Source organism: Geothrix edaphica (assembly GCF_030268045.1).
Taxonomy (GTDB): domain Bacteria; phylum Acidobacteriota; class Holophagae; order Holophagales; family Holophagaceae; genus Geothrix; species Geothrix edaphica.
Map to the genome: position 1 here is coordinate 1,178,863 of NZ_BSDC01000001.1, position 25,834 is coordinate 1,204,696.

At 69.0% G+C, this 25,834-nt stretch carries 24 protein-coding genes; 11 read left to right on the forward strand and 13 right to left on the reverse strand.

Translation table 11 applies throughout. The features are described from left to right. Positions 1-131: 131 nt before the first annotated feature. The 7 genes from trpA to QSJ30_RS05335 are packed head-to-tail and all read right to left on the reverse strand — an operon-like array spanning position 132 to position 6,600. Positions 132-875, reverse strand: coding sequence for a tryptophan synthase subunit alpha (gene trpA, locus QSJ30_RS05305; RefSeq protein WP_285607156.1), 744 nt, complete (start codon positions 873-875; stop codon positions 132-134). 1 nt (position 876) lies between these two features. Further along, complete coding sequence (gene trpB, locus QSJ30_RS05310; protein WP_285607158.1) at positions 877-2,061, reverse strand: tryptophan synthase subunit beta; 1,185 nt, start codon at positions 2,059-2,061, stop codon at positions 877-879. Then, positions 2,054-2,692, reverse strand: a complete 639-nt coding sequence (locus QSJ30_RS05315; protein WP_285607160.1) for a phosphoribosylanthranilate isomerase — start codon at positions 2,690-2,692, stop codon at positions 2,054-2,056. Before QSJ30_RS05315 ends, trpB begins: the two co-directional genes overlap by 8 nt. Continuing rightward, entirely contained in the window at positions 2,689-3,525 is an 837-nt protein-coding gene (locus QSJ30_RS05320) for an indole-3-glycerol-phosphate synthase (protein ID WP_285607162.1), read from the reverse strand. The genes QSJ30_RS05315 and QSJ30_RS05320 overlap by 4 nt, the downstream gene beginning before the upstream one ends. Then, a complete protein-coding gene (gene trpD / locus QSJ30_RS05325; RefSeq protein WP_285607168.1) occupies positions 3,522-4,556 on the reverse strand; it encodes an anthranilate phosphoribosyltransferase in 1,035 nt (344 codons plus the stop codon). Before trpD ends, QSJ30_RS05320 begins: the two co-directional genes overlap by 4 nt. Before the next feature lie 56 nt (positions 4,557-4,612). Then, entirely contained in the window at positions 4,613-5,203 is a 591-nt protein-coding gene (locus tag QSJ30_RS05330; protein WP_285607171.1) for an anthranilate synthase component II, read from the reverse strand. Further along, positions 5,200-6,600: an anthranilate synthase component I family protein gene (locus tag QSJ30_RS05335; protein ID WP_285607174.1), complete on the reverse strand. Its 1,401-nt coding sequence runs from the start codon at positions 6,598-6,600 to the stop codon at positions 5,200-5,202. Before QSJ30_RS05335 ends, QSJ30_RS05330 begins: the two co-directional genes overlap by 4 nt. A 234-nt stretch (positions 6,601-6,834) precedes the next feature. Between QSJ30_RS05335 and QSJ30_RS05340 the strand changes: the two genes are divergently transcribed. The 4 genes from QSJ30_RS05340 to QSJ30_RS05355 all read left to right on the forward strand — a co-directional run bounded on the left by QSJ30_RS05340 (position 6,835) and on the right by QSJ30_RS05355 (position 11,867). Beyond that, positions 6,835-7,761 (forward strand): hypothetical protein, encoded by a 927-nt coding sequence (locus tag QSJ30_RS05340; RefSeq protein WP_285607176.1) that lies wholly within the window; start codon positions 6,835-6,837, stop codon positions 7,759-7,761. Further along, positions 7,742-8,542: a 5'-nucleotidase C-terminal domain-containing protein gene (locus QSJ30_RS05345; RefSeq protein WP_285607177.1), complete on the forward strand. Its 801-nt coding sequence runs from the start codon at positions 7,742-7,744 to the stop codon at positions 8,540-8,542. Before QSJ30_RS05340 ends, QSJ30_RS05345 begins: the two co-directional genes overlap by 20 nt. Positions 8,543-8,550: 8 nt before the next feature. Beyond that, on the forward strand, positions 8,551-9,480 hold the full coding sequence (locus tag QSJ30_RS05350; RefSeq protein ID WP_285607179.1) for a bifunctional metallophosphatase/5'-nucleotidase: 930 nt from the start codon (positions 8,551-8,553) through the stop codon (positions 9,478-9,480). Between the two features lie 164 nt (positions 9,481-9,644). Then, positions 9,645-11,867 carry an NADP-dependent isocitrate dehydrogenase gene (locus tag QSJ30_RS05355; RefSeq protein ID WP_285607181.1) on the forward strand — a complete coding sequence of 741 codons (2,223 nt, stop codon included), beginning with the start codon at positions 9,645-9,647 and terminating at the stop codon, positions 11,865-11,867. Between the two features lie 70 nt (positions 11,868-11,937). On the opposite strand, the gene QSJ30_RS05360 is transcribed toward QSJ30_RS05355, so the two are convergent. After that, positions 11,938-13,845, reverse strand: a complete 1,908-nt coding sequence (locus tag QSJ30_RS05360; protein ID WP_285607183.1) for a formate--tetrahydrofolate ligase — start codon at positions 13,843-13,845, stop codon at positions 11,938-11,940. A 108-nt stretch (positions 13,846-13,953) separates the two neighbouring features. Here QSJ30_RS05360 and QSJ30_RS05365 point away from each other — a divergent pair, with 108 nt between their 5' ends. The 5 genes from QSJ30_RS05365 (at position 13,954) to QSJ30_RS05385 (ending at position 17,711) form a co-directional block, all read left to right on the forward strand. Beyond that, entirely contained in the window at positions 13,954-14,562 is a 609-nt protein-coding gene (locus QSJ30_RS05365; protein ID WP_285607185.1) for a YigZ family protein, read from the forward strand. 200 nt (positions 14,563-14,762) lie between these two features. Next, complete coding sequence (locus QSJ30_RS05370) at positions 14,763-15,188, forward strand: LiaF transmembrane domain-containing protein (RefSeq protein ID WP_285607187.1); 426 nt, start codon at positions 14,763-14,765, stop codon at positions 15,186-15,188. Further along, entirely contained in the window at positions 15,185-15,895 is a 711-nt protein-coding gene (locus QSJ30_RS05375) for a LiaF transmembrane domain-containing protein (RefSeq protein ID WP_285607189.1), read from the forward strand. Before QSJ30_RS05370 ends, QSJ30_RS05375 begins: the two co-directional genes overlap by 4 nt. Continuing rightward, complete coding sequence (locus QSJ30_RS05380) at positions 15,895-16,959, forward strand: sensor histidine kinase (protein ID WP_285607192.1); 1,065 nt, start codon at positions 15,895-15,897, stop codon at positions 16,957-16,959. Before QSJ30_RS05375 ends, QSJ30_RS05380 begins: the two co-directional genes overlap by 1 nt. After that, entirely contained in the window at positions 16,956-17,711 is a 756-nt protein-coding gene (locus QSJ30_RS05385; RefSeq protein ID WP_285607194.1) for a LytR/AlgR family response regulator transcription factor, read from the forward strand. Before QSJ30_RS05380 ends, QSJ30_RS05385 begins: the two co-directional genes overlap by 4 nt. 6 nt (positions 17,712-17,717) lie before the next feature. Here QSJ30_RS05385 and QSJ30_RS05390 read toward each other — a convergent pair whose 3' ends face one another. From QSJ30_RS05390 to QSJ30_RS05405, 4 genes are all read right to left on the reverse strand, one after another. Then, positions 17,718-17,945 carry a hypothetical protein gene (locus QSJ30_RS05390; protein ID WP_285607196.1) on the reverse strand — a complete coding sequence of 76 codons (228 nt, stop codon included), beginning with the start codon at positions 17,943-17,945 and terminating at the stop codon, positions 17,718-17,720. 7 nt (positions 17,946-17,952) lie between these two features. Further along, positions 17,953-19,134: an SCP2 sterol-binding domain-containing protein gene (locus QSJ30_RS05395; protein ID WP_285607198.1), complete on the reverse strand. Its 1,182-nt coding sequence runs from the start codon at positions 19,132-19,134 to the stop codon at positions 17,953-17,955. 173 nt (positions 19,135-19,307) lie between these two features. Beyond that, complete coding sequence (locus QSJ30_RS05400; RefSeq protein WP_285607200.1) at positions 19,308-20,624, reverse strand: M56 family metallopeptidase; 1,317 nt, start codon at positions 20,622-20,624, stop codon at positions 19,308-19,310. Then, positions 20,621-21,007 carry a BlaI/MecI/CopY family transcriptional regulator gene (locus tag QSJ30_RS05405; RefSeq protein WP_285607202.1) on the reverse strand — a complete coding sequence of 129 codons (387 nt, stop codon included), beginning with the start codon at positions 21,005-21,007 and terminating at the stop codon, positions 20,621-20,623. The genes QSJ30_RS05400 and QSJ30_RS05405 overlap by 4 nt, the downstream gene beginning before the upstream one ends. Before the next feature lie 101 nt (positions 21,008-21,108). Here QSJ30_RS05405 and QSJ30_RS05410 point away from each other — a divergent pair, with 101 nt between their 5' ends. Then, positions 21,109-22,605, forward strand: a complete 1,497-nt coding sequence (locus QSJ30_RS05410) for a Ppx/GppA phosphatase family protein (RefSeq protein ID WP_285607204.1) — start codon at positions 21,109-21,111, stop codon at positions 22,603-22,605. Positions 22,606-22,612: 7 nt separating this feature from the next. Further along, entirely contained in the window at positions 22,613-23,812 is a 1,200-nt protein-coding gene (locus QSJ30_RS05415) for a LeuA family protein (RefSeq protein WP_285607207.1), read from the forward strand. 36 nt (positions 23,813-23,848) lie between these two features. On the opposite strand, the gene QSJ30_RS05420 is transcribed toward QSJ30_RS05415, so the two are convergent. Further along, positions 23,849-25,750 (reverse strand): serine/threonine-protein kinase, encoded by a 1,902-nt coding sequence (locus QSJ30_RS05420; protein ID WP_285607209.1) that lies wholly within the window; start codon positions 25,748-25,750, stop codon positions 23,849-23,851. Positions 25,751-25,834 lie beyond the last annotated feature (84 nt).

Genomic DNA, 25,834 nt, shown 5'->3' on the forward strand with positions numbered 1-25,834 from the left:
AGTCCCGGGGTGGGTGGCTGTTGCCAGCCGATTCCGAAGGTGGAAGATGGATCACAATACCAAATCGATGCAGACCTGCAATCACTCCCGAGAGCCTACCCTAAGGAAAGATCGCGACCTATAGGTCACCATCAGAGGAGTGGAGCGAGGCAGGCCGACAGGCTCCTCCCCCCGGCCAGCTCCCGCACCAGAGCGGATCCGATGACCGGAGTGGCCCCCATGGCCCGCACGGCGGCGAGGCTGGCCGCATCGGACAATCCGAAACCCACGGCGAGTGGGCGCGTCGTGAGCGTTCCCAGGTCCGCCACGCGCTCCCGCACCGGCGCCAGGTCCGTCCCCTGCCCTGTGCCCGTGACGCCCAGCCGTGCCACCACATAGGCGAAGCGCTGGGCAAAGGGCGCCGGAGCCCCCGGATCCGGGCGCTCGCCCAGGACCTGCCGGGCCCGCTCCAGGGTGGTGGTGGGCGCCAGGAGCGGCACCATGGGATAGCCCGCCGCCCGCAGCTCCGCCTCGAACGCGGGCTCCTCCCCGAAGGGCAGGTCCACCACCAGCAGCGCCTTCACGGGCGTGGTCCTCAGCAGCGTCTTCAGCCGCTCCGCCCCGATCTGGAGCAGGGGATTCAGGTAGGTGAAGAGGATCAGGTCCGGGCTGTCCGTGATCCCCGCCAGGGCTTCCAGCACCCGGACCGGCGTGGCGCCGGTTGCAATCGCGCGGTGCGCGGCCGCCTGGAGCACAGGGCCGTCCGCGATGGGATCCGAGTGCGGCAGGCCGAGTTCCAGGGCCTCGAGGCCAAGGGCCTTGGCCTCGGAAAGCAGGTGCGGGAGCAGGTCCAGTGAGGGATCGCCGGCCATGAGAAAGGGAAGGAGCGGGTTCATGTCAGATCCCCAGGCGTGATTGGTAGGTGGACAGATCCTTGTCGCCGCGGCCGCTGAGCCCCAGCAGGATGGTGGCGGCGCCTTCGGCGGCCAGCGCGGGCAGCAGGGCCAGGGCATGGCTGCTCTCCAGCGCGGGGAGGATGCCTTCGGCCTCGCAGAGCAGGCGGGCGCCGGCAAGCGCCTCGTCATCGGACGCGCGGCGCACCTCCACGTTGCCGTCGAGCGCAAGCGCCGCCAGCTCAGGCCCCAGGGCCGGGTAGTCCAGTCCCGCGCTGATGCTGGCGGTCTCGGCCGTGTGGCCATGCTCGTCCTGGAGCAGCAGGGTCTTGCAGCCGTGCAGCACGCCCATGCGTCCGCCATCGAGCCGGGCCGCGTGCTCGCCAAGCCCGCGGCCATGGCCGCCGGCCTCCACGGCCACGCGGCGCAGGTCATCGCCCAGGAAGGGCATCAGCAGGCCCAGCCCGTTGCTGCCGCCGCCGGCGCAGGCAAGGACGGCATCTGGCAACGAACCCGACTGTTCCAGCGCCTGGGCGCGGGCCTCCTCGCCGATGACGGTCTGGAAGGTTCGCACCAGGGTCGGGAAGGGATGGGGTCCAAGCGCGGAGCCCAGGATGTAGTGGGCCCGATCGCAGCGGCCCGCCCAGGCCCGCAGGGCCTCGTTCACGGCTTCCTTGAGGGTGCCCTGCCCCGCGGCCACCGGCTCGACCTTGGTGCCGAAGAGCCGCATGCGGGCCACATTCGGCGCCTGGCGGGCCATGTCCGTGACGCCCATGAACACGGTGCAGGTCAGGCCCAGGCGCGCGCAAGCCGCTGCGGTGGCCACGCCGTGCTGGCCCGCGCCGGTCTCCGCGATGATCTCGGTCTTGCCCATGCGCCGGGCCAGCAGGGCCTGGGCCAGGGCGTTGTTGATCTTGTGGGCGCCGGTGTGGGTGAGGTCCTCCCGCTTGAGGAGGAGGGCCTTCAGGCCCAGCGTCGCAGCTAGGCGTGGGGCAGGCGTGAGAGGCGTGGGCCGGCCCACGAAGTGGCGCAGCTCGGCCTTCAGCTCGGCGAGGAAGGCCGGATCCGCCCAGGCGGCGCGGAAGGCGGCCTCCAGATCCAGCAGCGGCTGCATGAGGGTTTCCGGGGCGTAGCAGCCGCCAAGCTGCTGCGAACCGAAGCGCGTGGGGAGCGTGAACGAATCAGTCATGGGTGCCCTTTCCGGCCGAGGCTTCATGTCTCACGGCCGCTACGAACGCGGCCACCTTCGATGGATCTTTGACGCCGGGCGAGCCTTCCAGCCGACTCGCCGCGTCGAAGCCCCGCAGGTGCGGGCGAATGTCGAGGGGAAGCGCGGTGGCCCGGTCCGCCAGGTTGGTGCCATCCAGGCCACCCGCGAGCAGGAAGGGGCCGGGGGGTGGAAAGGTCATGGGATGGCTCTGCCCCGATCCTCCAGCCACCCCGGTCTGGGTGGGGCTGGATTCCCATAGATAGAGGTCCGCGGGCACCACGGCCTGGCCCGGTTCATCCGCCCAGGGCAGCAGGACGAAGAGGCCTGCCTCCCGCAGCAACGATATTCCTCGCTCGCGTTCCACTGCGGGGAGGTAGGGCTGGATGCGCCGGAACCCATGGCGGCGCGCCTTTTCGAGGAGGGCCTCGGCACGTTCATCCACCATCACCAGCACGGCCCGGTCCAGGAAGGCCTCCGCCACCGACAGATCCGCGCAGTGCCGAGGGCTGGGCGGATGGAACACGAAACCCAGCAGATCCGCGCCCTGCCCTGCGGCGAAAGCTGCGTCTTCGGCGGTGGTAAGCCCGCAGACTTTGGCCAGCAGGTTCATCGCGCCTCCTGGCGCAGGTCCGCGAAGACGCGCTCCAGAAAGCCCTTGGGATCCGGGCTCCGCATGAGGGCTTCGCCGATGAGCACGGCCTCGAAGCCCGCCCGCAGGGAGGTCTGGGCATCCTCGGGCGTGGCGAGGCCGGATTCCCGGACCAGCACCGCATCCGGGAAGGCCTTGCGCAGGGGCGCGGCGGTGGGTTCGCCCAGGGTGAACGTGGAGAGGTCCCGGGCGTTGATGCCCACCATGCGGGCCCGGGCTTCCTGGGCGTGGGGAACCTCCGTGAGGTCGTGCAGCTCCACGAGCGCCTCCAGACCGCGCTGACGCGCAGCCTCGGCGAAGGCGGCCGTATGGCCTTTCAGCACTCGGACGATGAGCAGCACCGCCTCGGCACCGCAGCTTTCGGCCTCCGCAAGCTGGGCCTCGGAAATGACGAAGCCCTTGTAGAGGCGCGGCAGACCAAACTCCGCCGCGGCGGTCAGATGGGCCGCCGCTCCGCGGAAGTAGGCTGGTTCCGCCAGGATGGAGAAGGCTGCCGCGCCACCGTCGCGGTAGGCCTGGAGCTGGGCCTGGAGGGGCGTGCCGGCCGCGAAGGGACCGAGCGAGGGCGAAGCCTGCTTGTATTCGGCGATCACGGCTCCACCCCTGGCCGCGGCTTCCCGCCTCAGGGCCAGCTCGAAGGGACCAGGGCCCTCCAGGGGCCCGCGGACCGGTGGCGCCGTTGGCGTTGCCTGGGCCAGGCGGGCCAGTTCGGATACCAGTACCCGCTGGAGATGCGAACTCTTGGGCAGCCCGGTGCCCCGGACCAGGGAGGCGGGATCAGGCAGGCGACTCACGGTTGCACTCCCGTCATGGGAAACGGCAGGGTGAAGCCGTGTTCGAGGGCGGCCCGCAGGTCGCGGAAGATCTGGGCCAAGCCGTCCAGAGAACCGCCCTGATGCAGGACCAGCCCAAGCCCGGCCTGCAAGGCTACGGCATCCGCCACGGCCGGGCGGAACTCCGCGTGGCCGGCCCCACCGAAGATGCCGCGGGCGACGGCCAGGGCCTCGCCCCGGTCCGCCACCCGCAGCGCGTGGCGGTCGGGCTGGGTGATGCCCAGCTCCCGGGGGACGATCACCTGGGGCGCCAGGACCCGACCCTCCCTCACCGCCACCACCGTCGTGGGACCTTCGATGGAAGCTTCGTCGAGCCCCTTCCCTTCCGCGTCCTTGCCGTGGATGACGAAGGCCCGCTCCAGGCGGGTGCGCCGGGCCAGGGCTCCGGCCATGGGAGCCAGCAGCTCCTCGCGCGCCACGCCCAGCACCTGCAGGGGCGGATGCCCGGGATTCAGCAGCGGCCCCAGCAGGTTGAAGATCGTGGGGATCCCCAACCGGCGGCGGATCTCCCGGAGACGGCCCAGCAGCGGGTGGTAGGCCGGCGCGAACAGGAAGGCGAACCGGCGCTCCAAGAGGTCCGCCTCCAGGTCCGAGACTGCCCTGGAGAGGTCGTAGCCCAGGGCCTCCATCAGGTCGGCGCTGCCGCAGACACCCGTGGCGGCGCGGTTCCCATGCTTCACCACGGGCACCCCGAGGGTCGGGAGGAACAGCGCCGTGAGGGTGCTGAGGTTGGCGGTGGATGCCCCATCACCGCCCGTGCCCACCACATCGATGGCGCCGTGGGGCGCTTGCGGGAAGGGTACGGCCACCTCAAAGAGGGAGTCCGCGAAGGCCGCCAGCTCGTGGGCCTCGGGCACCCGCTGGGCCAGCAGGGCCAGACAGGCCCCTACCAGCAGCGCGTCCGTGTCCTGGTCGATGAAGATGTGCATGAGCTCCGAGGCGGTGGCCTCCGGCAGCGGGCGGATGGGGTTGTGGGTGGTCAGCAGGGTCATCGGGTCAAGTCCTTAGGGAGCGTTAGGGGAAAACCAGCGTAGTTCTGGGTTTCCCCTTAGGGCCCCTTATGTCGCCCAGGCGACGTGGAGAGACGCAGGAAGTTCGCGAGCATGGCCGGGCCGTCCGGCGTGAGGATGCTTTCCGGGTGGAACTGCACACCCCAGCGGGGCAAGTCGCGGTGGGCCATGGCCATGATTTCGCCACCGGGGCTGCGGCCGGTGACGCGCCAGCAGGCGGGCAGCGAAGCCGCATCCGCGATGAGGCTGTGGTAGCGGCCGACAGGAAGTCCCATGGACAGGCCCTGGAAGAGTCCCGTCCCGTCGTGCTCCAGGGCCGTGGCCTCGCCATGCAGGGGTTCGAGGGCCCGGATGACCCGGCCACCAGTAGCCGCGGCCAGGGCCTGGTGCCCCAGGCACACGCCCAGCAGCGGGATGTCCCAGTCGGAGCCGGCGAGCGCCATGTGCGCTGGGCTTTCCGTGGGGTGGCCGGGCCCCGGCGACAACACCACGGCTTCGGGCCGCAGGGCCTTGGCCTCGTCGAGGGTGATGGCGTCGTGCCGGACCACGCGGACCGGCGCACCCAGTGTCTCGAAGGCCTGCACCAGGTTGTAGGTGAAGGAATCCAGGGCGTCGATCAGGAGGATCATCGGGTGGCTCCGGGCAGCTGGACACCGAGGGCCTGGGCGATGGCGCCCAGCTTGTGCAGGGTTTCGAAGTATTCGGACTCGGGCTTCGAGGCCCGCACCACGCCGGCCCCGGCCTGGATGTGGGCCGCGCCGCCCGCATAGACCGCCGTGCGCAGGATGAGGGCCGTGTCGAGGGCGCCATCGGTGCCCAGTCGCAGCAGCACGCCACCATAAGGGCCGCGCACCTCGCCTTCCAGTTCGGCGATGCGCTGGCAGGCCCGGAGCTTGGGGGCACCGCTGACCGTGCCGGCTGGGAAGGTCGCCGCCAGCACGTCCAGGGCGTCCACGCCGTCCCGGAGTTTCGCCTTCACGGTGGTGGTGAGGTGCAGCACGTGGCTGGTGCGCTGGAGGGCCAGGGGCTTCTCCACCCGGACCCCGCCGGGAACGGCCACGCGGCCCAGGTCGTTGCGGGCCAGGTCCACCAGCATCTGGTGCTCGGCCAGCTCCTTGGGATCGCGCTTGAGGGCCTCGAAGCGGGTGATGTCCTCCTCCGCATTGGCCCCACGCGGTACGGTGCCGGCGATGGGCAGAGTCTCCGCTTCATCACCCTGCACCCGCACCAGCATTTCCGGCGACGCACCCACCAGGGCGAAGCCCTCCCACTCCAGCAGGAAGCCATAGGGGCTCGGATTCAGGCGGCGGAGGCGGCGATAGGCCTCCAGCGGCGGCGGCGGATCTTCGATGCGGAAGCGCTGGCTGGGCACCAGCTGGTAGATGTCCCCATCCAGGATCAGTTCCTGGGCTGTTCGCACGGCGCCTTCGTAGGCTTCCCGGGTCATTTGCGCGATGGCGCGGGGTTCCGAGGCGCCTGGTCCGGGATCGCGCACACCGGCCAGGAGCCGCGCCCGAAGGTCCCGCAGGCGGCGGAAGCCGGCCTCTGCATCGCCGTCCACGGTCTGGAGTTCCGCCACCTGGTGCAGGTGGTCGAAGACCAGGGCCACGTCGAAGCGGCGCACCCACAGGCCCGGCAGGCCCAGGCTGTCCCTGGCCGGCTGGGGCAGCGTGGGCTCCAGGGCCCCCACCGCCTCGAAGCCCAGGTAGCCCGCGCAGCCCACGCCCACGGGGAGGGTTTCCTTCAGGGCCGGCAGCTCCGTCGCGGGGTCGGTGACCGTGGCCGACGACGGTCCACCGGCCAGGGCCCGCAGGGCCTCCACCCAGCCCTTCGCGGGCGGGTCCAGGCGGCACTCGGCGGGCCCCTCCAGCAGCACGAAGCTGTGGCGGCCCACGCGCTCGCCCTGGTCGCAGGACTCCAGCAGCAGGCTGGCGCCAGCGGGGCGCAGGGCCAGGTAGGCGGCCAGGGGTGTGAGGAGGTCCGCGGGGAAGGGATGGCGGAGCAGGAGCCTGGGTTCAGAAGCCATGGTTGTCGTCCACATACAAAAAAGCCCGACCATGGGGTCGGGCTCGGAGGGTCCGGGGTGGCGTCGGCCGCTAGGCCTCGCGCAAGGAGCCATCCAAGCCCGTACGCCACCACCAAGCCCCGAGAAGGAGGCCCTGGCGGAGGGTCGGAAAGGACAGCGGCATGGAACCGATGAAACCCCATCGGCGCGGGCCCTGTCAAGTGTGGTTTGATGAAGGATTGCTTGCGGACGGCCATGACCGAGGATCGCCCCACCACCATCCATACCGAGGACGCTCTTGCGCCCAGGAACCCCTGGCGGTTCCTCCGTCCCGGCCTGCCCGGCGGCTTCACCCGCTGGGGCTGGGGCCTCATGGCCGGCTGGATGCTGGTGCTGCTGGGCCCCGTCCTGGGCTGGGCCGGCCACCTGCGCCGGGCCGCGGGCTGGAGCGCCCTGCCCAGCCACTGGGGCGAGCGCATCAGCGCCCGCGACATCTGGGAACTATGGGAGAACGGCGGCCTCCAGCACCGATTGGCGAACTCGCCGACCGTGCATCTCTTCGGCCTGGGCCTCGTGATCGTGCTCTGGTGCGGCTGGCGGATGCAGGCAGAGCGGGCGGGCCTGCAAGCCCGCCTCGGGTCCTGGCTGCTGGGCGCCCTGGACACGGTTCTCATCGGCTTCCTCCCCGTGGGCCTCCTGGCCTGGCTCGGGGATGTGGCGCTGGCCTGGCTGGGCCAGCTGGGCATCGACGGGCTCGGCTGGATGGCTCTCTTCGGACGTCCCCTGTTCTGGATGGCCGCCGTGGCCGCCCTGAACCTCCAGTGGTGGTTCTGCCGCCTGGGCCGCGCCGCCGGGCCGCTCCGCGGCTACCGGCACCATCTGGCCGACTGCTTCCTGCGGCTGTGGACGCACCCCGTCCAGTGGGGCCTCCTCTCCCTGGGCGGCGCCGCTCTGCGGGGGGTCCTGCCCTTCCTGGTGCTGGTCCTGGCCTGGCGCATGGGGGGCGGCACCGCCTTCCGCGTGGGGCTGTTCCTCGGCCTGCAGCTGGCCGTCACCGTGCTCAACGGCTGGCTCATGGGCTGGCTCTTGCGCGCCACCGCCCTGTTCTGGGCCCATGATGCCGAGGTGCGGGACGCCCGCGCCGCCGTGAAGGACCTCCCCCGTGAAGCTGCGATCAACTAGCGTATTCCTGTCCCTGGCCCTCCTGCCTATCCACTTGGCGGCGCAGCCGCCCAGCGTGAAGGCGGAGGTCATCCCCGTCACTGAAATGCTCCCCGACGATCCGGAGGTCCAGAAGGTCATCGCCCCTCTGGCGGAGGAGATCAAGGCCAGCTTCGGCCTGCCCCTGGTGCAGGCGCCCCAGGGCGTGTTCCGCGGGCGGCGGGGGGAGGAGAACCTCCTGGGCTACTGGGTTTCGGATGTCATGCGGCAGGCGGCCCAGCCCCTGGTGGGTGCCCCGGTGCGCTTCGCCATCACCAACGCCGGCGGCCTGCGGGCCAACCTGCGCCCCGGCCAGCTCAAGGTGGGCGATATCTTCGAGCTGATGCCCTTCGAGAACGAGCTGGTCGTCATCGAACTCACCGGCGCCGAGGTCATCCAGGTGGTGAAGGAGGGCCTCCTCCGCCGCGGCGGCGAGCCTTGTTCCGGCGTGAAGGTGAAGGTCGAGGGTACGCCCCAGCAGGCCACGCTCACTGTCACCTGGGAAGATGGCAGCCCCATCGATCCCGCCGCCATGGTGAAGGTCGCCACCACCGACTACCTCTACCTTGGCGGCGACTCCATCCCCACGCTGAAGAAGGGTCGCAAGCCTTTCACCACGGGCGTCACCCTCCGGCAGATGCTGTTGGACGAGTGCGCGGCCATGGGCAAGGCGGGCAAGGAGCTGCTGGCCCCGGCGCCAGGCCGCTACACGGTGCCCGTGCCGATCCTGGAAGCCATCCGCGACAAGACGTTCAAGCTCTAGGAATGCCCATGGACCGCCGCCACTTCCTCGCCTCCCTCGGCGCCGCCGCCGTGGCCTCCCGGGTGCCCCTGAAGGCCGCGGAAGGCCCGGCCGCGGGCCGCATCACCCTGCTGCACACCAACGACACCCACTCCCGCATCGAGCCCTTCGGCCCCGGCAACGGCGCCATCAGCGGCAAGGGCGGCATGGCCCGGCGGGCCACGCTGGTGAAGCAGCTCCGGAGCCAGCTGGGTTCCGTGCTGCTGCTGGACGCGGGCGACACCTTCCAGGGCACGCCCTACTTCAACCGCTACAAGGGCCGGCTCGACTACCAGCTCATGCGGATGATCGGCTACGACGCCACCACCCTTGGGAACCACGATTTCGACAACGGCGTGGGGATGCTGGTCGAGGCCATGGCCTCCATGGAGCAGCTGCAGCACAAGAACCCGCCCTTCGCCTTCCTGAACTGCAACTTCGACTGCAAAGGCGCACCGGAACTGGCCAGGCGGATCCGCCCCTTCCTCATCCGGGACTTCCCTGGCGTGAGGGTGGGCATCACGGGGGTGGGCGTGGCCTTCGCCGGGCTGGTGGCCCCCAAGAACCACGAGGGCATCGCCTGGAAGGATCCCTACCAAAGCCTCAAGCCCGTGGTGAAGCGCCTCCGTGAGGTCGAGAAGGTGGACCTGGTGGTGGTCCTCTCCCACCTGGGCTACGACGTGAAGGACGCCGGCCATGATGATCTGCGCCTGCCCGGCCAGGTGGCGGGCATCGACGCCATCATCGGTGGGCACAGCCACACCTTCCTGGAGGCGCCTGTGAAGGTCAAGCAGGCCCAGGGGGAGACCCTCGTCTTCCAGGTCGGGTTCGGTGGCGTGAACCTGGGGCGCATGGACTTCACCCTGGCCCGCGGCGAGGTGAAGGCCGCCTCCGGGGCCGCCATGCCGGTGCTCGGATAAATCGTTTGGCGTGACGGAAGTCCCAATTCCCCGTCCCCACAGGGAAAGCCGCTTGAAGCGCGACTTTCCCCGTGGGAGCCTGCCATGAATACCCTGAGCCGGACCAGCGGGGGTGGTGAGTCATCCAGGCCCCGGCGGTGCCGTAAAAGCCCAAAGGAGAGCCTATGACCACGCAGAAGATCATCTGGACGGAGATCGACGAGGCGCCCGCGCTGGCGACCTACTCCCTGCTGCCCATCATCCAGGCCTTCACCAAGGGCACCGGCATCGCCGTCGAGACCTCCGACATCTCCCTGGCGGGCCGTATCCTGGCGACCTTCCCCGAGAACCTGACGCCGGCCCAGCGCGTTCCCGACAACCTGGCCCAGCTGGGCGCCCTGGCCCTGAAGCCCGAAGCCAACATCATCAAGCTCCCCAACATCAGCGCCTCCATCCCCCAGCTGATCGCAGCCATCAAGGAGCTGCAGTCCCAGGGCTTCGCCGTCCCCGACTACCCCGAGCAGCCCACGGAGGAAGTGGAGAAGGCCATCCAGGCCCGCTACGCCAAGGTGCTGGGCAGCGCCGTCAATCCCGTGCTCCGCGAAGGCAACTCCGACCGCCGGGCCCCCCTCTCCGTGAAGAACTTCGCGAAGAAGCACCCCCACAAGATGGGCGCCTGGAGCCCCGAGTCGAAATCCCGCGTGGCCTACATGCGCGGTGGCGACTTCTACGGCAGCGAGACCTCCACCACCCTCGCGAAGGCCACGACGGCCCGCATCGAGTTCGTGGGCGCCGATGGCGCCGTGAAGGTTCTGAAGGAGAAGCTGCCCCTGAAGGAAGGCGAGGTGCTGGACGCCTCGACGATGAACGTCCGGTCCCTCCGCGCCTTCTATGCGGAGCAGATCGACAAAGCCCGGGAGGAAGGGCTCCTGCTCTCCCTGCACCTGAAGGCCACCATGATGAAGATCTCCGATCCCGTCATGTTCGGCCACGCCGTGTCGGTCTTCTACCACGCCGTCTTCGAGAAGCACGCTTCGACCCTGAAGGAACTGGGCGTGAACACGGCCAACGGGCTTGGCGATGTCTACGCCAAGATCCAGGCCCTGCCCGAGGCCCAGCGCGCGGCCATCGAGGCGGACATCCAGGCGGTCTACGCCACCCACCCCGCGCTGGCCATGGTGGACTCCGACAAGGGGATCACCAACCTGCACGTGCCCAACGATGTCATCGTCGACGCCTCCATGCCCGTGGTGGTGCGTGATTCCGGCAAGATGTGGGGAGCGGACGGCAAGCTCCACGACACCCTCGCCATGATCCCCGACCGCTGCTACGCCACGATGTACCAGACCATCATCGAGGACTGCCAGAAGCACGGTGCCTTCGATCCCGCCACCATCGGCAGCGTACCCAACGTGGGCCTCATGGCGCAGAAGGCCGAGGAGTACGGTTCCCACGACAAGACCTTCTTCGCCCCTGCCCCCGGGACCATCCGCATCGTGGACGAGTCCGGCGCCACCCTCCTCACCCAGACTGTGGAGGAAGGTGACATCTTCCGGGCCTGCCAGGCCAAGGACGCCCCCATCCAGGACTGGGTCAAGCTGGCCGTCACCCGCGCCCGCCTGACCGGCGCCCCCGCCATCTTCTGGCTGGACAAGGAGCGGGCCCACGACGCGCAGGTCATCGCCAAGGTCGAGCGGTACCTGAAGGACCACGACACCAAGGGCCTGGATATCCGCATCCTGGCCCCCGTGGAGGCCATGAAGGTCTCCGTGGAGCGCATCCGCGCAGGCAAGGACACCATCTCCGTCACCGGCAACGTGCTCCGCGACTACCTCACGGACCTGTTCCCCATCATCGAGCTGGGCACCAGCGCCAAGATGCTCTCCATCGTGCCCCTGCTGGGCGGTGGCGGCCTCTTCGAGACCGGCGCCGGCGGTTCCGCCCCCAAGCATGTCCAGCAGTTCCAGAAGGAGGGCTACCTGCGCTGGGACTCCCTGGGCGAGTTCAGCGCCTTCTGCGCCTCCCTCGAGCACGTGGCCAACGCCTTCAAGAACGCCAAGGCCGGGGTGCTGGCGGAGACCCTGGACCAGGCCATCGCCAAGTTCCTGGACAACGACAAGTCCCCCGCCCGCAAGGTGGGCCAGATCGACAACCGCGGCAGCCACTTCTACCTGGCCCTCTACTGGGCCCAGGCACTGGCCGCGCAGACCAAGGACGCCGAGCTCCAGGCCCGGTTTGCCAAGGTCGCGCAGCAGCTCGGCGCCAACGAGGCGAAGATCAACGAGGAACTGATCGGGGCCCAGGGCAGGCCCGTGGACATGGGCGGCTACTACCACCCCGACAAGGCCAAGACCGGTGCCGCCATGCGCCCCAGTGCCACGTTGAACGCGATCATCGACGCGATGTAGCAGAAGGTTTTCCAGGGACGAAGTCCCACCCGACGAAAACGGCCCGCCAAAGCGGGCCGTTTTTCGCAGGTCAGAACAGCCCGACCACCCTCCCCGTCTCCGGATCGATATCCACATCGTAGAAGCCCGGCCTGGTCGGCAGACCGGGCATGGTGGCCATCTTGCCAAGCAGGGGATAGAGGAAGCCCGCCCCGGCGCTGATGCGGATGTCCCGCACGGGGATGCGGAAGCCCGTGGGCACGCCCTTGAGGGCCGGGTCGTGGCTGAGGCTCAGGTGCGTCTTGGCCATGCAGATGGGCAGGCGGTCGTAATCCAGGCGCGTGTAGGCCTCGATCTTCGCTTCGGCCCCGGGCGCATAGTCCACCCCGTCAGCGCCGTAGATCTCCCGGGCGATGGTCTCGATCTTCTGCTTGATGGGTTCGTCCACGCCGTAGAGGAACCGGAAGTCCGAGGGGCGATCGCAGACGCGCATGACGGCCCGGGCCAGATCCAGGGCCCCTTCCCCGCCCTGGGCCCAGTTGTGGCAGACCACGGCGTCCTCGGCGCCGCTCTCCAGCGAGGCCCGGCGGACCAGGTCCAGCTCGGCGGGACTGTCCGTGGCGAAGCCGTTCACAGCCACCACCACCGGCACGCCGAACTTCCGGGTGATGCGGATGTGGTGCAGCAGGTTGGGCAGGCCCCGGCGCAGGAGGTCCAGGTTCTCCTCCACGTAGACCGGGTCCAGCGGCTTCCCGGCCACCACCTTGGGGCCGCCACCGTGCATCTTGAGGGCGCGGACCGTGGCCACCAGCACCACCGCATCAGGCACCAGGCCCGAGACGCGGCACTTGATGTCGAAGAACTTCTCCATGCCCATGTCGGCACCGAAGCCCGATTCGGTGATCACGTAGTCGGCCAGCTTGAGGGCGATCTGGTCCGCCAGGATGGAGCTGTTCCCATGGGCGATGTTGGCGAAGGGTCCCGCATGCACGAAGACCGGCGTACCCTCCAGCGTCTGCATGAGGTTCGGTTTGAGCGCGTCCTTCATGAGCACGGTCATGGCGCCCGCCACGCCCAGATCCTCGGCGGTGACGGCTTCGCCCTGCCGGTTGAGCCCCACCACCATGGCGCCCAGGCGTCGCCTCATGTCCTCGAGGCCCGTAGTGAGGGCCAGCACGGCCATGATCTCGCTGGCCACGGCGATGTCGAAGCCCGTCTCCCGGGCGAAGCCCTGCTCCTCGTCGCCCCGGCCCACGGTGACTCCGCGCAGGAACCGGTCACTGGTATCCAGCACCCGACGCCAGGTCACGGCGGCGGGATCGAGGTCCAGGCGGCAGATCCGGCGGCGTTCCTCCGTGGTGAACCTGTCCGGGTCGCCCTGGGTGATGCCCAGCTTCGCGCAGCGCAGCTGCAGCGAGCGCGGAAACTTCCTGCCGCCTCTCCCCTTCGGGAAAATCCGCTCGAACAGCTGCTCGTCCGTGGCTCCAGCCTCATGCAGGATGCGGGCGTCGATGGCGGCCGCGCAGAGGTTGTGGGCGGCGGTGATCGCGTGGATGTCCCCGGTGAGATGGAGGTTGAAGTCCTCCATGGGGATCACCTGGCTGTAGCCGCCGCCCGCCGCGCCACCCTTGATGCCGAAGGTCGGCCCCTGGCTGGGCTGCCGGATGCAGGTGATGACGCGCTGGCCCAGATGGGCGCCGAGGGCCTGGCTGAGCCCCACGGTGGTGGTGGTCTTCCCCTCCCCCAGCGGCGTGGGGGTGATGGCGGTGACATCGATGTACCTGCCATTGGGACGCGACCGCAGGCGCTCCAGCACCTCCAGCCGCACCTTGGCCTTGGTGGGGCCATAGAACTCCAGCTCGCCTTCCTGGAGACCCAGCTCCGCGCCCACGAGGGCGATGGGTTTGAGGGCGGCCGCCTGGGCGATGTCCAGGTCCGAGGGCACGGGCGTCCTGGGCTGCAGGGCCGTGGGCGTGAAGGGCCGCGTGACGGTAGCCATGCCGTCTCCTCGAAAAGATCCACCTCAACTATAAGTAAAAAACGACTGAATGGTCGTCATTGAACCGCGTTTGTTGATTCCCGTCACAGCCGCCTCCATGCTGGATCCATGCGTCGGTTGAAAGAGGTTGTGACCCACCGGTTCCGCGAGAAGGCCTCCGTCTTCCTCACGGAGCTACACCCTGCCCGGGACGCGGCGGAGCGGTCGGCCGTGCTGGCTGCGCTCCGCAAGCGCGACTTCGACGCCACGCACCGCTGCAGCGCCTGGCGGGAGGGCGTCCCCGTCACCGCCCAGGGGTCGGACGATGACGGCGAACCCTCTGGAACCGCCGGGCGGCCCATGCTGGCGGTCCTCGAGGGCGCCCAGGCCACGGATCTCATCGCGGTCTGCATCCGTTGGTACGGGGGCACCAAACTCGGCACTGGCGGCCTGGTGCGCGCCTACACCGAAGGCGTCCAGGGCGCCCTGGCCGAGGCCGGGACCCTGGGGTCCTGGGAAGAAGTGCGGATCCTCCGCCGGGGGCTGATCCGCGTGCCTGCCGCCCAAGCCCATCTGCCCTTCGCGCTCCTGGGGACCTTCCCGGGAACGGCCCTGGCGGAGCATACCTTTGAAGGCGAGTGGGCCATCCTGCACTTCGAGTGCCCGCCGGAGCTCTGTCCGGCCCTCGATCACGCCTGGCGGGAGCGCAGCCGGGGCGGGAGCATCGCCTGGGACTGACCACTCGCCGGTCCCTGTCCTCCGTTCACCGATCCCCGCCCGGATTCCTGTCGGGACGCCCGTAGCTTGGTCATGCGGAAGGAGACGGACATGATCCATGCGGGATGGTTCCTCGACAGCCCCTGGTGGTGGCTGGCGCTGTGGCTGCCCTCCCTCGCGTTCGTCATCCCCTTCGGTTCGGAAAGAAAGGAACATCGCTCATGAACGCCCAGGAACGCCCCCCCGTCTTTTCGGTGAAGCTGGTCCTCGGACTGGTGGTCATCGCCATCGGTCTCATCCTCCTGCTGGACAGCCTCCGCTGGTACGACGCCTGGCACCTGCTGGCCTGGTGGCCGCTGGCTCTGGCCGCCTTCGGACTCGCCCGCCTGGCCCAGGACGGCCCCCTCAGCCTGCGGGGCCACATCTGGCTTGGTTTCGCCGTCGCGGGCTTCATCTCCCAGTTCGGCCCCTGGGGCCTGCTGGAGCGCTGGTGGCCGGTCTTCCTGGTGTGGGGCGGCACGGTCGTCGCCCTGCGGGCCATCTTCCCCCAGCCCAAGCGGGTCCGGACTCCCAAGGCCGTCCCCCCATCGCCAACACCCAGCGTTTCCTGTGATCCTGAAACCGAATCCACCCAGGTGAAGCCATGAACGCCCCCGACGACGCCAAGGCTCCGAGCCCCTTCAGCCCCAAGCTGGTGGTGGGCGTGGCCATCATCGTGGCGGGCCTCGTGCTCACCCTGGACAACCTCGGGCTCATCCAGGCCCACACCATCTTCAAGCTCTGGCCCCTGGTCCTCGTAGCCATGGGCGTGGCCAAAATCCGCCAGGACCGCGGCGGCAGCAGCATGGGCGGCTGGTTCCTGGTCCTGGGCGGGGCCTTCCTGCTGCTCTTCACGTTCGGTCATGGCCATCTGGCCGACGCCCTGGGGCCCATGCTGGTGGTGGCCGTGGGCATCCTCATCGTGGTCAAGGCCCTCAAGCAGAACCGGGGCGTCCCCCCGGAGTTGGCCCGCTCCGAGGACTTCCTCCAGGGCACGGCCATCTTCGGCGGCTTCAAGCGGCGGATCTCCACCCAGTCCTTCAAGGGCGGCGAGCTGACGGCCATCTTCGGCGGCTACGAAGTGGATCTCCGCCAGGCGGTCCTCGAAAACGGGCAGGCCCGCATCGATGTGTTCGTGCTCTTCGGTGGCGGCGAGATCCGCGTGCCGGAAGGCTGGGAGATCTCCAATCGCGCCACCGCCATCGCCGGGGCCCTCAACGACAGCACCCACCACGGCCCGGCCTCTCTGGAGAGCCGGCCCCGCCTGGTGGTCACGGGCCTCATCCTCTTCGGCGGCACGGAAGTGAAATCCTGATGCATCCCCTGCTGGCCAGCCGCGCGCGACTGGGGGCCTACCTCCTGGGGTGGGTCCCCATCGCCCTGCTGCTGGCGGGTATCGCCCGGAGCCAGGGCTGGAGCTGGGCCGAGGCCGGCACCCTCGCCCCGCCCCTCTGTCTACTGGCGGCCTTCCTGTTCCTGTCCGCCTGGTTCCTCTGCCGGGCCCTGCCCCTGGGCCGGAGGGTGGAGACCCTGGGCTCCCATGGCGCGGCCTGGGGCCTGGCGGCCGTGCTCATGGGCGGCATCTGGGCGGGGCTGGCCTGGCTGCTGGCCCGGGCCCTGGCCTGGATCCCCGGCCTGGGCGCCCTCCCCCGTCGGGTGGACATCGCCCTGCCGGTGCTCACGGGCCTGGGCATCCTGCTCTACCTGGCCTCTGTGGCCCTCAGCTACCTCATGCTGGCCCAGGACCGGGCCGTGGAGGCCGAACGCCGGGGAGCCGAGCTGCAGCTGCTGGCCCAGGAATCAGAGCTGAAGGCCCTGCGCGCCCAGCTCAACCCCCACTTCCTGTTCAACAGCCTGAACTCGCTCTCCGCGCTCACGGCCGTGGATCCGGCCCGGGCGCGGGAGATGTGCGTGCTGCTGTCCGACTTCCTCCGCCGCAGCCTGGGCCTGGGGGAGCGCCGCCTGGTGCCCCTGCGGGAGGAACTGGACCTGGCCCGGGCCTACCTGGCCATCGAGCAGATCCGCTTCGGCGCCCGGCTGACCCTGGACTGGCGCATCGATCCGGCCGCCGATCCCGCCCTCCTGCCCACGCTGCTGCTGCAACCGCTGGTGGAGAACGCCATCAAGCACGGCATCGCGGCGCTGCCCGAGGGAGGCACCCTGGTCGTGGCCGCCGAGGCGGCGGAAGGCCATGTGACCTTGCGGGTGGAGAACCCGGCGGACCTGGACGTGCCGACACCCCAGGGACTGGGGCTCGGGCTGCGCCAGGTCCGCCAGCGCCTGCTCGGGCGCTTCGGCAACCGGGCCCGCTTCGAAGCGGGCGTGCAGAATGGCATCCATCGCGTGACCCTGGTCTTCCCCCTGGAGACGGAACCATGAAAGCCCTCATCATCGACGACGAGGATCTGGCCCGCGCCGTGGTGCGCGAACACCTGGCCGCCCATCCGGACGTGGAAGTCGCGGCCGAGTGCGCCAACGGCTTCGAGGCCCTGAAGGCCGTGGCCCTGCACCAGCCCGATCTCATCTTCCTGGACATCCAGATGCCCAAGCTCGATGGCTTCGAGGTGCTGGAACTGCTCGAAGCCGAAGGGAAGCGTCCCGCCGTGGTCTTCGTCACCGCCTACGACCAGCATGCCCTGCGGGCCTTCGAGGCCCACGCCGTGGACTATCTTCTGAAACCGTTCTCGAAGGAACGCTTCGACACCGCACTGGCCAAGGCCCGGGCCCAGCAGGCGGCCCACCCCGCCGTTCCCGCGCCCGCCGCCTCGGAACTTGCGGCCGCGGCCCGCCAGGGGAAGCCCCTGGAGCGCGTCGTGGTGAAGGATGGCCCCAAGGTGACGGTGGTCCACCTGGATCATCTGGACTGGGTGCAGGCCCAGGACGACTACGTGCTGCTGAGGACCGAAGGCAGGAACCTGCTCAAGCAGCAGACCCTCGCCAGCCTGGAAACCCAACTCGATTCGAGTCGTTTCATCCGCATTCACCGCAGTTACATCCTGAACCTCGACCGCCTTGTCCGCGTCGAACAAGACTCCAAGGAGCATCGCGACGCCATCCTCCGCGACGGCACCCGCCTGCCCGTGAGCCGGGCGGGCTACCAGCGATTGCGGGAGCTGTGGGAAGGCGACTGATCAGATTCAGATTCCGCCGTGGAGACGGCAGGGATGGTGATGGCAGTGTCCGCAGCGCCCCTCGCAGGGCACCCCGGGGGCCAGATCCTCTTCCGGGTCGAGCAGCGCCTTCTTATCGGGCTTGGCGGCGGTCATCGGCGCGATGACCTTGGCCACGCGGATGGTGCCCACAGCCGCCTTCCCGGGTTTGGGGCCCGGTGTCCTCTTGCGGGAGGGGGCGGCGGGAGGCGTCACGGGAGACTCAGGCTTCAGGCCGCTTGAAGCTCTTCGCGACCTTCTGCATGAGCAGCGGGTCGCCCTCGATCTGGATCTTGCCGGTCATGAAGGCCTCCTGGGCATTCAGCGTTCCGGTACTCATGGCAATGAAGTCGTCGGCCTTGGCTTTCAGGAGCGTATCACAGGGTTTCATGAGGCGGGGGAACACCATGCAGGTGCCATTCCGGACGAAAAGCGTATAGCCCAGGTCATCAATCTGGTAACCCACGGCGGCTTCAAGATCTCCGGCTTTTTCGGCGTTGAAACGCTCAGGCATGGACTCCAGCAGGGCCTGGGCCGGGTTCACGTCCGCATCGAAGTGGGCGGTGTAGGCCGCCACCTGGCTCATGTCGCCCTTCACGGTGATGGCGCCGCCCAGCAGGGCCGCCACCAGGTTCAGCTTGCCCGCGTTGAGCGCCGCGAAATCCGCATCGGAGATGCCCAGAGCCGCGCCGCCCTCCACTTCGCCAGGTCGCACGGACAGCCCTTCCGGCTTGAAGTCCAGGCGGTAGGGCACCCCATCCACCTTCACTTCCAGGGTGCCGCTGGCGCCGCCCTTGTAGCGCTTGCGCAGGGTCGCCAGGGCCTTGCCGCCGGGCGTGTCGGGGAAGCTGATTTCAGGCTCGGCGGACCAGGTCTTCCAGGCCTTGCGGAGAAGACTCATGTCCCCCGCGTACCGGATCTGGCCACCCAGCAGGGCGGGGCCGGGCTCCGAGACACCGCAGACCAGTCCCCGCACGGCGGCTTCATCGCCGGACACTTCCGCGCCGTCGCCCCAGCTTTCCGTTCCCACGGTCACCTTGATCCCCGTCCCGGCCAGCGCGAGGCGCGCGGGCAGCAGATCCTTCAACGGCTTCACCGGGCCGCCCTGCTTCTGGGGCTTCTTGAAGAACTTGGGGAATTTCTGGAGCAGGCCGAGATCCCCGGTGCCCTTGAGCTTCCCGGTCATGAAGGCCTGCATGGGATCGAGCTTGCCTTCGTTCAGGGCGATCCAGTCCTCCGCGCCGATCACCACCACGGAGGTGGCGTCGGGCTTGGCCTCCCGCTTCAGGGAGAACACACCGTTGTCGATCTGGCAGGTGTAGTCCCCGCCACCCTCGCCCGTCACCTGGTAGTAGACGGAGACCGTGAGCCCCTGGGCCTTCTCGGGCAGGAAGAGTTCGGGCATGAGCGCAAAGATGCCATCCACCGTCAAAGCCATCTGATCACCTCGGAATGTGGGATCGAGCATGGCCGGGCCCTCGGACTTCACGCAACGGTTACCAGAGGTCAGGCTCCTCCCTGCTTCTCACTGGGCGCAAAAGGGGCCTGATGGCCCCTTTTGCGCCGTGGTGAAAAGATTCACTTCAGGCGGAACGGCATGGTGAGCTTGAATCTGGCGGGCACGGGTTTTCCTTTGACTTTGGCGGGTTCAAACTCCCAGGCCCTGGCATAACCCACGGCGCATGCGTGGAGTTCCGGGGGGCCCGAGATGGCCTTGGCCGCCGTCACCTTGCCTTCGGTGTCGATGACCAGGACCACCACCACGGTGCCCTGGATGCGAGCGGCCTTGGCCTCGGGAGGATAAGCGGGCGCCTCGGGCTGATGCTTGACACGGATCAGCTTGAAATCCATCTCCACGGGGTCCGATGCTGCCGGTGCAGGCTTGGGGGCGTCGGTGGCCGAGAGTGTGGCGATGCCCAGGACAACCGCCAGCAGGAGGGCCGGAATGAGGGCGGCCAGGGGCGCGGCCGGAGCGTGGGTGGCATGCGGGTGCAGCAGTCGTTGAATGCGGGACATGAGGTGGCCTCCACTGGCCGCGGGGGCCAGATCGGGAATCAGGTTCGGTTGAGAGCGGAGTTCCTCCAATCCGACGAGGGCGGAGGCGTAGAGGATCGGATCGCCGCAGGCTTGTACGGCCGCATCATCGCAGCAGTGCTCGCGCTCCTGGCGGATGCGCCGGGAGAGCCACCAGACGGCGGGGTGGTAGAACAACAGCGCTTCCGCGAAAGTCTGGAGGACATTCGCCAGGAAGTCCCCACGGCGGACATGGGCCAGTTCGTGGGCCAGCAGGGCCTCCAAAGCCTCGGGGCTCAGGGCCAGGAAAGCCGCCGCCGGGACCAGCACCATGGGTTTCAGCCAGCCCAGCACTACGAGGGAATCCACCTGGTCGGACAACCCCAGGCGGACGGGTGCTTGCACGCGGCTGCGGATTCGCATGGATTCGAACCGTGCCAGCCATTCGGCTGGCGGCGGCTGAAGGTTTCCCAGGCAAGGCCCATAGAGCCAGACCAAGGATCGCCCCACTTGCACGAGCCGCAGGCTGAAACCCAGAATCCAGGCCAGGAACAGCCAGGGAATCCAGGGACCGAGTGCCCCACGAAGCCGGACCATCCAGCTCACGGGGCTCTGCCCTTCACCGATGGGGACGATGGCCAAGGTTCCGGACACGGGCAGCGGATCGCCGCCGATCGAGATCCAGATCAGGGTTCCGGCGAAGGTGAGGACCAGCAGGCCCAGCGTTCCCACCGCGATGGCGTAGCGGAGGTCCGCGGAATGTCGCTGCGCCAGCCGGAGCGCCACCACCGCCAGCAGGGCCAACAGCGCGCCCTGCCAGAGGCTGTGGAGCAGGGTCCAGCCGATGGCCTGCAATACAGGGAAGGATGATAGGTCGATCATCGGGCCCTCCCCTTGGCGTCATTCAGCAGCTTGCGGATGTCCTCCAGTTCCTCGGCCGAGGCGGGCTCGGTTTCGAGGGCCTGGAGGACGAGTTCCCGACGATTGCCCGCGAAGGCCTTCTGCAGAAGTTCCTTCAACAGGCAGCGCTGGGTTTCGGCCTCCCCCTGGAGGGTCCGGTAGGTGTGGGAGCGCGCGCGTTCGTCCCGGGCCACCAGGCCCTTCTCCACCATGATCTGCATGAGCTTCAACACGGTGGTGTAGCCCATGTCCCGGTCCTTCGACAATTCGGTGTGCACATCCCGAACGGTCGAGGGACCCCGCGACCAGAGGACCCGCAGAATGGCGAGCTCGCCATCGGACGGGCGGATGGGCGCGGTAGTCATGAAGCCTCCAGGGGGTCTGGAGACAACATACGAATCAATTCGTATGTTGTCAACGAATCGATTCGTAATTTTTGGGGGCGCCATCCGGCCACAATCGTTCCATGCGGATCGCGGCCGTCGACGTCGGATCGAACTCCATCCACCTGGTGGTGGTGGAGGCGGATCCCATGGGGGGTCAGCTGGTCCTGGCCCGGGAGAAGGCCATGGTGCGCCTGGCCCGCGGCGAGGCACGCTCTGGCGAGATCGGTCCCGAGGCCTTCCGGGCCGGCCTTGATGCCCTGGCCCAGATGGCGAAGGTCATCCAGGGCTTTGAGTGCGAGACCGTGATGGCCTGCGGCACGGCGGCCCTGCGCGACGCGAAGAATGCCCAGGTCTTCGTCATGGAGGCCGAGTCGCTGGGCATCGCCATCCAGGTGATCTCCGGTGAGGAGGAGGCCCGGCTCATCCACCAGGCCGTCTCCCACGCCATCCCCTTCCCCCTGGAGCCCGTTGCCCTGGTGGACATCGGCGGCGGCAGCACCGAGCTGACGTGGGTGCAGGCCGGGCGCGTGGCGGCCAGCATCTCCCTTCCATGGGGCCTCCAGCGCCTGGCGGATGCGGCCCAGACCTCGAACCCGCCCACGGCCCACGACCTCAAGCGGCTGCGGAAGATGATCCGACGCATCCTCAAGAAGGCCCGCAAGGACCTGCCCACGGAGCTGCCCGAGCCCACGCTCATCCTGGGCACCTCAGGCACCCTGGAGGATCTGGCCAAAGGCTCGGACGACGGCCGGGGATTCACGGCGGAGCAGCTCCGGGCCTACGCCCTGAAGCTCTGGCGGACGGATGTCCAGCAGCGCACCGAGCGCCTGGGTGTGGATCCCAAGCGCGCCGAGGTGCTGCACGTGGGTGCCATCTGGGCCCTCTCCCTCATGGAGTGGCTGGGCACCCCGCCCCTGCGCCACCTGCCTGTGGGCCTGCGAGAGGGCATGATCTGGGAGGCCCTCAAGCACGGCGGGGCCGCCATCCCGCCCCTGGCGGACCGCCGCCGGGCCTCCATCGAGCAGCTGGCGGCGCGCCTGGATCCCGACCCCGGTCACAGTCGCCATGTGGCCCTGCTGGCGGACCAGCTCTTCCTGGCGCTCCAGCCGCACTTCGAACTGGGCGACACCGAGCGCCAGTGGCTGGCCTTCGCCGCGCGGGTGCATGACGTCGGCTTCTCGGTGTCCGAGAAGGACCACCACAAGCATGGTGAGTATCTGGTGCGCAATGCGGCCCTGCCTGGCTTCTGGCCGGAGGAGGTGGATGTGCTCGCCCAGGTGGTGCGCTTCCACCGGGGCAAGCCGCCCCATCACGCGAAGCACGAGGCGTTCCGGGCTCTGGCGCCCTGGCACCGCCAGGTGGTCCGCAAGCTGGCGGCCCTGGTGCGGGGGGCCGATGCCCTGGACCGCCGGCGCCGCCAGGCGGTGCGTGGCCTGTCCGTGGACATCGACGACGACACCCTGCGGGTGCACCTGGAGGCCACCGGGGATGTGGAACCGGAGATGGAGGCTTTCCGCGAGAAGGCCGCCCTCCTGGGAACCCTGCTGGACCGCAGGATCGAAGTCACCGTAGTCTGATTCCTCCATGACACTGGACGAGCTGATCAATGACTGGAACGGCCCTCAGGCAGAAGGCCGGATCCCGATACTCCTCGACGAGACCCTGCGCGACGGCCTCCAGAGCCCTTCCGTGCGTGATCCGGACATCGCCGCCAAGCGCGACCTGATCCACCGTCTCGCCAGCCTGGGGGTGGACGCCGTGGACCTGGGCATGCCCGGGGCGGGGCCGAAGGCCCTGGCGGCCGTGCGGGCGCTCATGGTCGAGATCCGGGATCACCGCCTGCCCCTCCAGCCCAACGTGGCCGTGCGGACCATCGAGGCGGACCTGATCCAGGTAGCGGAGATCCAGCAGCGCGTGGGGTTCCCGCTGGAGGCCGGCGCCTTCCTGGGATCCAGCCCCATCCGCATGGATGTAGAAGGGTGGGACCTTGCCTTCCTGGTGGACACGGCGCGCAAAGCCGTGGCCTTCTGCCGCCGCCACGACGTGCCCGTGATGATGGTGACCGAGGACAGCACCCGGGCCCGGCCCGACGTGCTGAAGGCCATCTACGTTGCCGCCCTCGACGAGGGGGCCCAGTCCATCTGCCTCTCGGATACCTGCGGCCACGCCACGCCCGACGGCGTTCGGCGGCTGGTGCGCTTCATCAGGGACGAGGTCGTCCGGGACCGCCCGGTGAACATCGACTGGCACGGGCACAACGACCGGGGGCTGGGCGTGGCCAATGCCATCGCCGCCTTCGAGGCCGGCGCGGACCGCCTCCACGGCACCATCCTGGGTATCGGAGAGCGCTGCGGCAACGTGGCCCTGGACCAGCTCATGATCAACCTGCACCTCATGGGCTACCCCAAGGGGGACCTCACGGACCTGCCTGCCCTCGCAGAGCGCGTGGCCGAGCTGTGCGATGTGGTGATCCCCGCCAACTACCCGGTGCTGGGCCGCGACGCCTTCCGCACGGGCACGGGCGTCCATGCCGCCGCCATCGTGAAGGCCCTGCATCGGGGCGACGTGGACCTGGCGGATGCCGTCTACTCCGGCGTTCCCGCCGCCCTGGTGGGCCGGCGGCAGGAGATCGAGATCGGCCCCATGGCGGGGCACAGCAACGTCATCTACTGGCTTGAGCTCAACGGGTACGACCCCAGTCCCGACCGCGTGGAACGGGTCCTCCAGGCCGCCAAGAACAGCCCACGGATCCTCAGCGAGGCCCAGATCCGGGCCGTGCTCTAGGCCTGGGGCGGGTGGAGGCGAACTCCACCCCGGTCATTACAACGGGAACCTCAACCCCTTGTCGCCCTTCACCTCCACCGTCTCGTTCTTGCTGCCTTTGGGGCCTCGGACGGTGACGGTGTGGCGGCCCTCCGTGAGCTTGACGCCGCTGCCGTCGCTTTCGATGCCCGCATCCTGGCCATCCACGAGGACCTTGCCGGTGCCAGGGAAGGTCTCGACGGTGAGGGTGGCGAGGGGGGGCAGATTCAGGGGCGCGGTCTGGCCGGCGGTCACACTCAGGGTCCGAATCTCCTTGAAGTAGTGCTTCGGGCTGGCCAACTCGACCTTGTGGGAGCCGGGAGGCAGCGGGAGCTTGGCACCAGGGGCGAAGTCACCCATGTCCTTGCCGTCCACCCTCACGCGCACGCCGAAGGCGCCGGCCAGCCTGATGAGGCCGGGGGCGTTGGGATCCAGGGGCGGCTCCTGGCGGGCGTCGGCGGTGGTCCCCTCCTTCAGCTCGAAGACCCTCCCGCCCGGAGCCTCGCCGGGGGCAAAATCCGAGGCGTAGCCCAGCTTCTCCTTGGTGAGGGTGAGGCGATGGGGCTGCCCATGGTTCCACGACACCTTGAGGGGCGTTGCGCCCTCCAACGGTTTCTCGTCCAGCACGACCGAGGCGCCGGGCGGCACGGAATCGATGAGCTCCTCGCTGACGATGGCCGCCAGGGTGAAGGTCGGAGGCGCTTCGCCTGGCTTGAAGGCGTACTCCATGGGCCGGAAGCCCTTGAGTTCCAGCCGCAGGGCATCCCCGGCCCGCAGGGGCTGGCTCATAGGGGTGGTGCCCACGGCCTGGTCGTTCAGGAAGACCTTGGCCCCCGCAGGCTGAGAGTCGATGGGAAGGCGGACGACCTTCGGACCCTGGAATAGGAACCAGCCGCCCCCCGCCAGGGCGGCCAAGGCGGCCGCGGCGAGCCAGATCCGGCCGGAGCCCCGGGGTTCGGGCCGCGCCACCACCATGGTCTCGTCGAAGGAGGTCGACCGGATCTCGGGGATGGGGGAATCTCCGTTCATCTTCAGGAGCCCGAGGAGCTCGCGGCGGTCCTCCTTGCCGAGGTCCACCACGGCGTCGAGCAGCTCGCGGACGAAGGCCGTGCAGGTGGCGTAGCGGTCTTCGGGACGCTTGGACAGCACCTTGTCGAAGATGCGGCGCCAGCCATCCGGGAGGACCCCGAGCACCGGCGGCTGCACCTCCACGGGCGGCTCGTTGACGATGCGGTAGAGGATGGTGTTGATGGAGGTGCCGGGGAACGGCGACTGGCCGCTCATCAGCTCGAAGACCAGCACGCCGAAGCTGAAGATGTCCGAGCGGCTGTCCACGGTGCCTTCGCGGATCTGCTCGGGGCTCGCATAGCTGGGTGTGCCCAGGAAGGTTCCGGTCTGGGTGAGGCTGGCATCCTCGCGCTTCGCGATGCCGAAGTCCATGAGCTTGGGGTGGCCATCCTCGCCCACCATGGCGTTCCCGGGCTTCACGTCGCGGTGGACGATGCCCTTGGCATGCGCGTGGTCCAGCGCCTCCGCCAGGCCCGCGGCGATGCGCAGCTTCTCCTTGTTGGGCAGTGCCGCACCCTCCTTCATCAGGCCGTCGAGGGGCTTGCCCGGCACGAACTCCATGGCCAGGAAGGGCCCGTAGCCCTCCTCCTCGCCCACATCGTAGATGGCCACGATGCCCGGGTGGTTCAGCAGGCCGGAGACCTCCGCCTCCCGCTGGAAGCGCATCAGGTGTTCGTGACGGTCCGCATCGGTCGTCACGGCGTCGAGCTTCATGAGCTTGATGGCCACCTTGCGCTTGATGCGGGGGTCCTCGGCGAGCACGACGCTGCCCATGGCCCCGGAGCCCAGGAGGCGCAGGACCTGGTAGCGGCCGATGGTCTTGGGGAGGTTCAAGTTGTCGAGTTCTGCCATGCCAGCATCCTACCGGACGATCGGAGATGGAGTGGTAGATTGTCATGTTTTTCGTGGATTTTCCGGCCTCCCGTGCCACAATAA

What these genes read in the sequence shown, in the direction of transcription:
- trpA (WP_285607156.1), bottom strand. Translation starts at nt 875, where the DNA reads ATGAACCCGCTCCTTCCCTTTCTCATGGCCGGCGATCCCTCACTGGAC.
- trpB (WP_285607158.1), bottom strand. Translation starts at nt 2,061, where the DNA reads ATGACTGATTCGTTCACGCTCCCCACGCGCTTCGGTTCGCAGCAGCTT.
- QSJ30_RS05315 (WP_285607160.1), bottom strand. Translation starts at nt 2,692, where the DNA reads ATGAACCTGCTGGCCAAAGTCTGCGGGCTTACCACCGCCGAAGACGCA.
- trpD (WP_285607168.1), bottom strand. Translation starts at nt 4,556, where the DNA reads ATGACCCTGCTGACCACCCACAACCCCATCCGCCCGCTGCCGGAGGCC.
- QSJ30_RS05330 (WP_285607171.1), bottom strand. Translation starts at nt 5,203, where the DNA reads ATGATCCTCCTGATCGACGCCCTGGATTCCTTCACCTACAACCTGGTG.
- QSJ30_RS05335 (WP_285607174.1), bottom strand. Translation starts at nt 6,600, where the DNA reads ATGGCTTCTGAACCCAGGCTCCTGCTCCGCCATCCCTTCCCCGCGGAC.
- QSJ30_RS05340 (WP_285607176.1), top strand. Translation starts at nt 6,835, where the DNA reads ATGACCGAGGATCGCCCCACCACCATCCATACCGAGGACGCTCTTGCG.
- QSJ30_RS05350 (WP_285607179.1), top strand. Translation starts at nt 8,551, where the DNA reads ATGGACCGCCGCCACTTCCTCGCCTCCCTCGGCGCCGCCGCCGTGGCC.
- QSJ30_RS05355 (WP_285607181.1), top strand. Translation starts at nt 9,645, where the DNA reads ATGACCACGCAGAAGATCATCTGGACGGAGATCGACGAGGCGCCCGCG.
- QSJ30_RS05360 (WP_285607183.1), bottom strand. Translation starts at nt 13,845, where the DNA reads ATGGCTACCGTCACGCGGCCCTTCACGCCCACGGCCCTGCAGCCCAGG.
- QSJ30_RS05365 (WP_285607185.1), top strand. Translation starts at nt 13,954, where the DNA reads ATGCGTCGGTTGAAAGAGGTTGTGACCCACCGGTTCCGCGAGAAGGCC.
- QSJ30_RS05370 (WP_285607187.1), top strand. Translation starts at nt 14,763, where the DNA reads ATGAACGCCCAGGAACGCCCCCCCGTCTTTTCGGTGAAGCTGGTCCTC.
- QSJ30_RS05375 (WP_285607189.1), top strand. Translation starts at nt 15,185, where the DNA reads ATGAACGCCCCCGACGACGCCAAGGCTCCGAGCCCCTTCAGCCCCAAG.
- QSJ30_RS05380 (WP_285607192.1), top strand. Translation starts at nt 15,895, where the DNA reads ATGCATCCCCTGCTGGCCAGCCGCGCGCGACTGGGGGCCTACCTCCTG.
- QSJ30_RS05385 (WP_285607194.1), top strand. Translation starts at nt 16,956, where the DNA reads ATGAAAGCCCTCATCATCGACGACGAGGATCTGGCCCGCGCCGTGGTG.
- QSJ30_RS05395 (WP_285607198.1), bottom strand. Translation starts at nt 19,134, where the DNA reads ATGCCCGAACTCTTCCTGCCCGAGAAGGCCCAGGGGCTCACGGTCTCC.
- QSJ30_RS05400 (WP_285607200.1), bottom strand. Translation starts at nt 20,624, where the DNA reads ATGATCGACCTATCATCCTTCCCTGTATTGCAGGCCATCGGCTGGACC.
- QSJ30_RS05405 (WP_285607202.1), bottom strand. Translation starts at nt 21,007, where the DNA reads ATGACTACCGCGCCCATCCGCCCGTCCGATGGCGAGCTCGCCATTCTG.
- QSJ30_RS05410 (WP_285607204.1), top strand. Translation starts at nt 21,109, where the DNA reads ATGCGGATCGCGGCCGTCGACGTCGGATCGAACTCCATCCACCTGGTG.
- QSJ30_RS05415 (WP_285607207.1), top strand. Translation starts at nt 22,613, where the DNA reads ATGACACTGGACGAGCTGATCAATGACTGGAACGGCCCTCAGGCAGAA.
- QSJ30_RS05420 (WP_285607209.1), bottom strand. Translation starts at nt 25,750, where the DNA reads ATGGCAGAACTCGACAACTTGAACCTCCCCAAGACCATCGGCCGCTAC.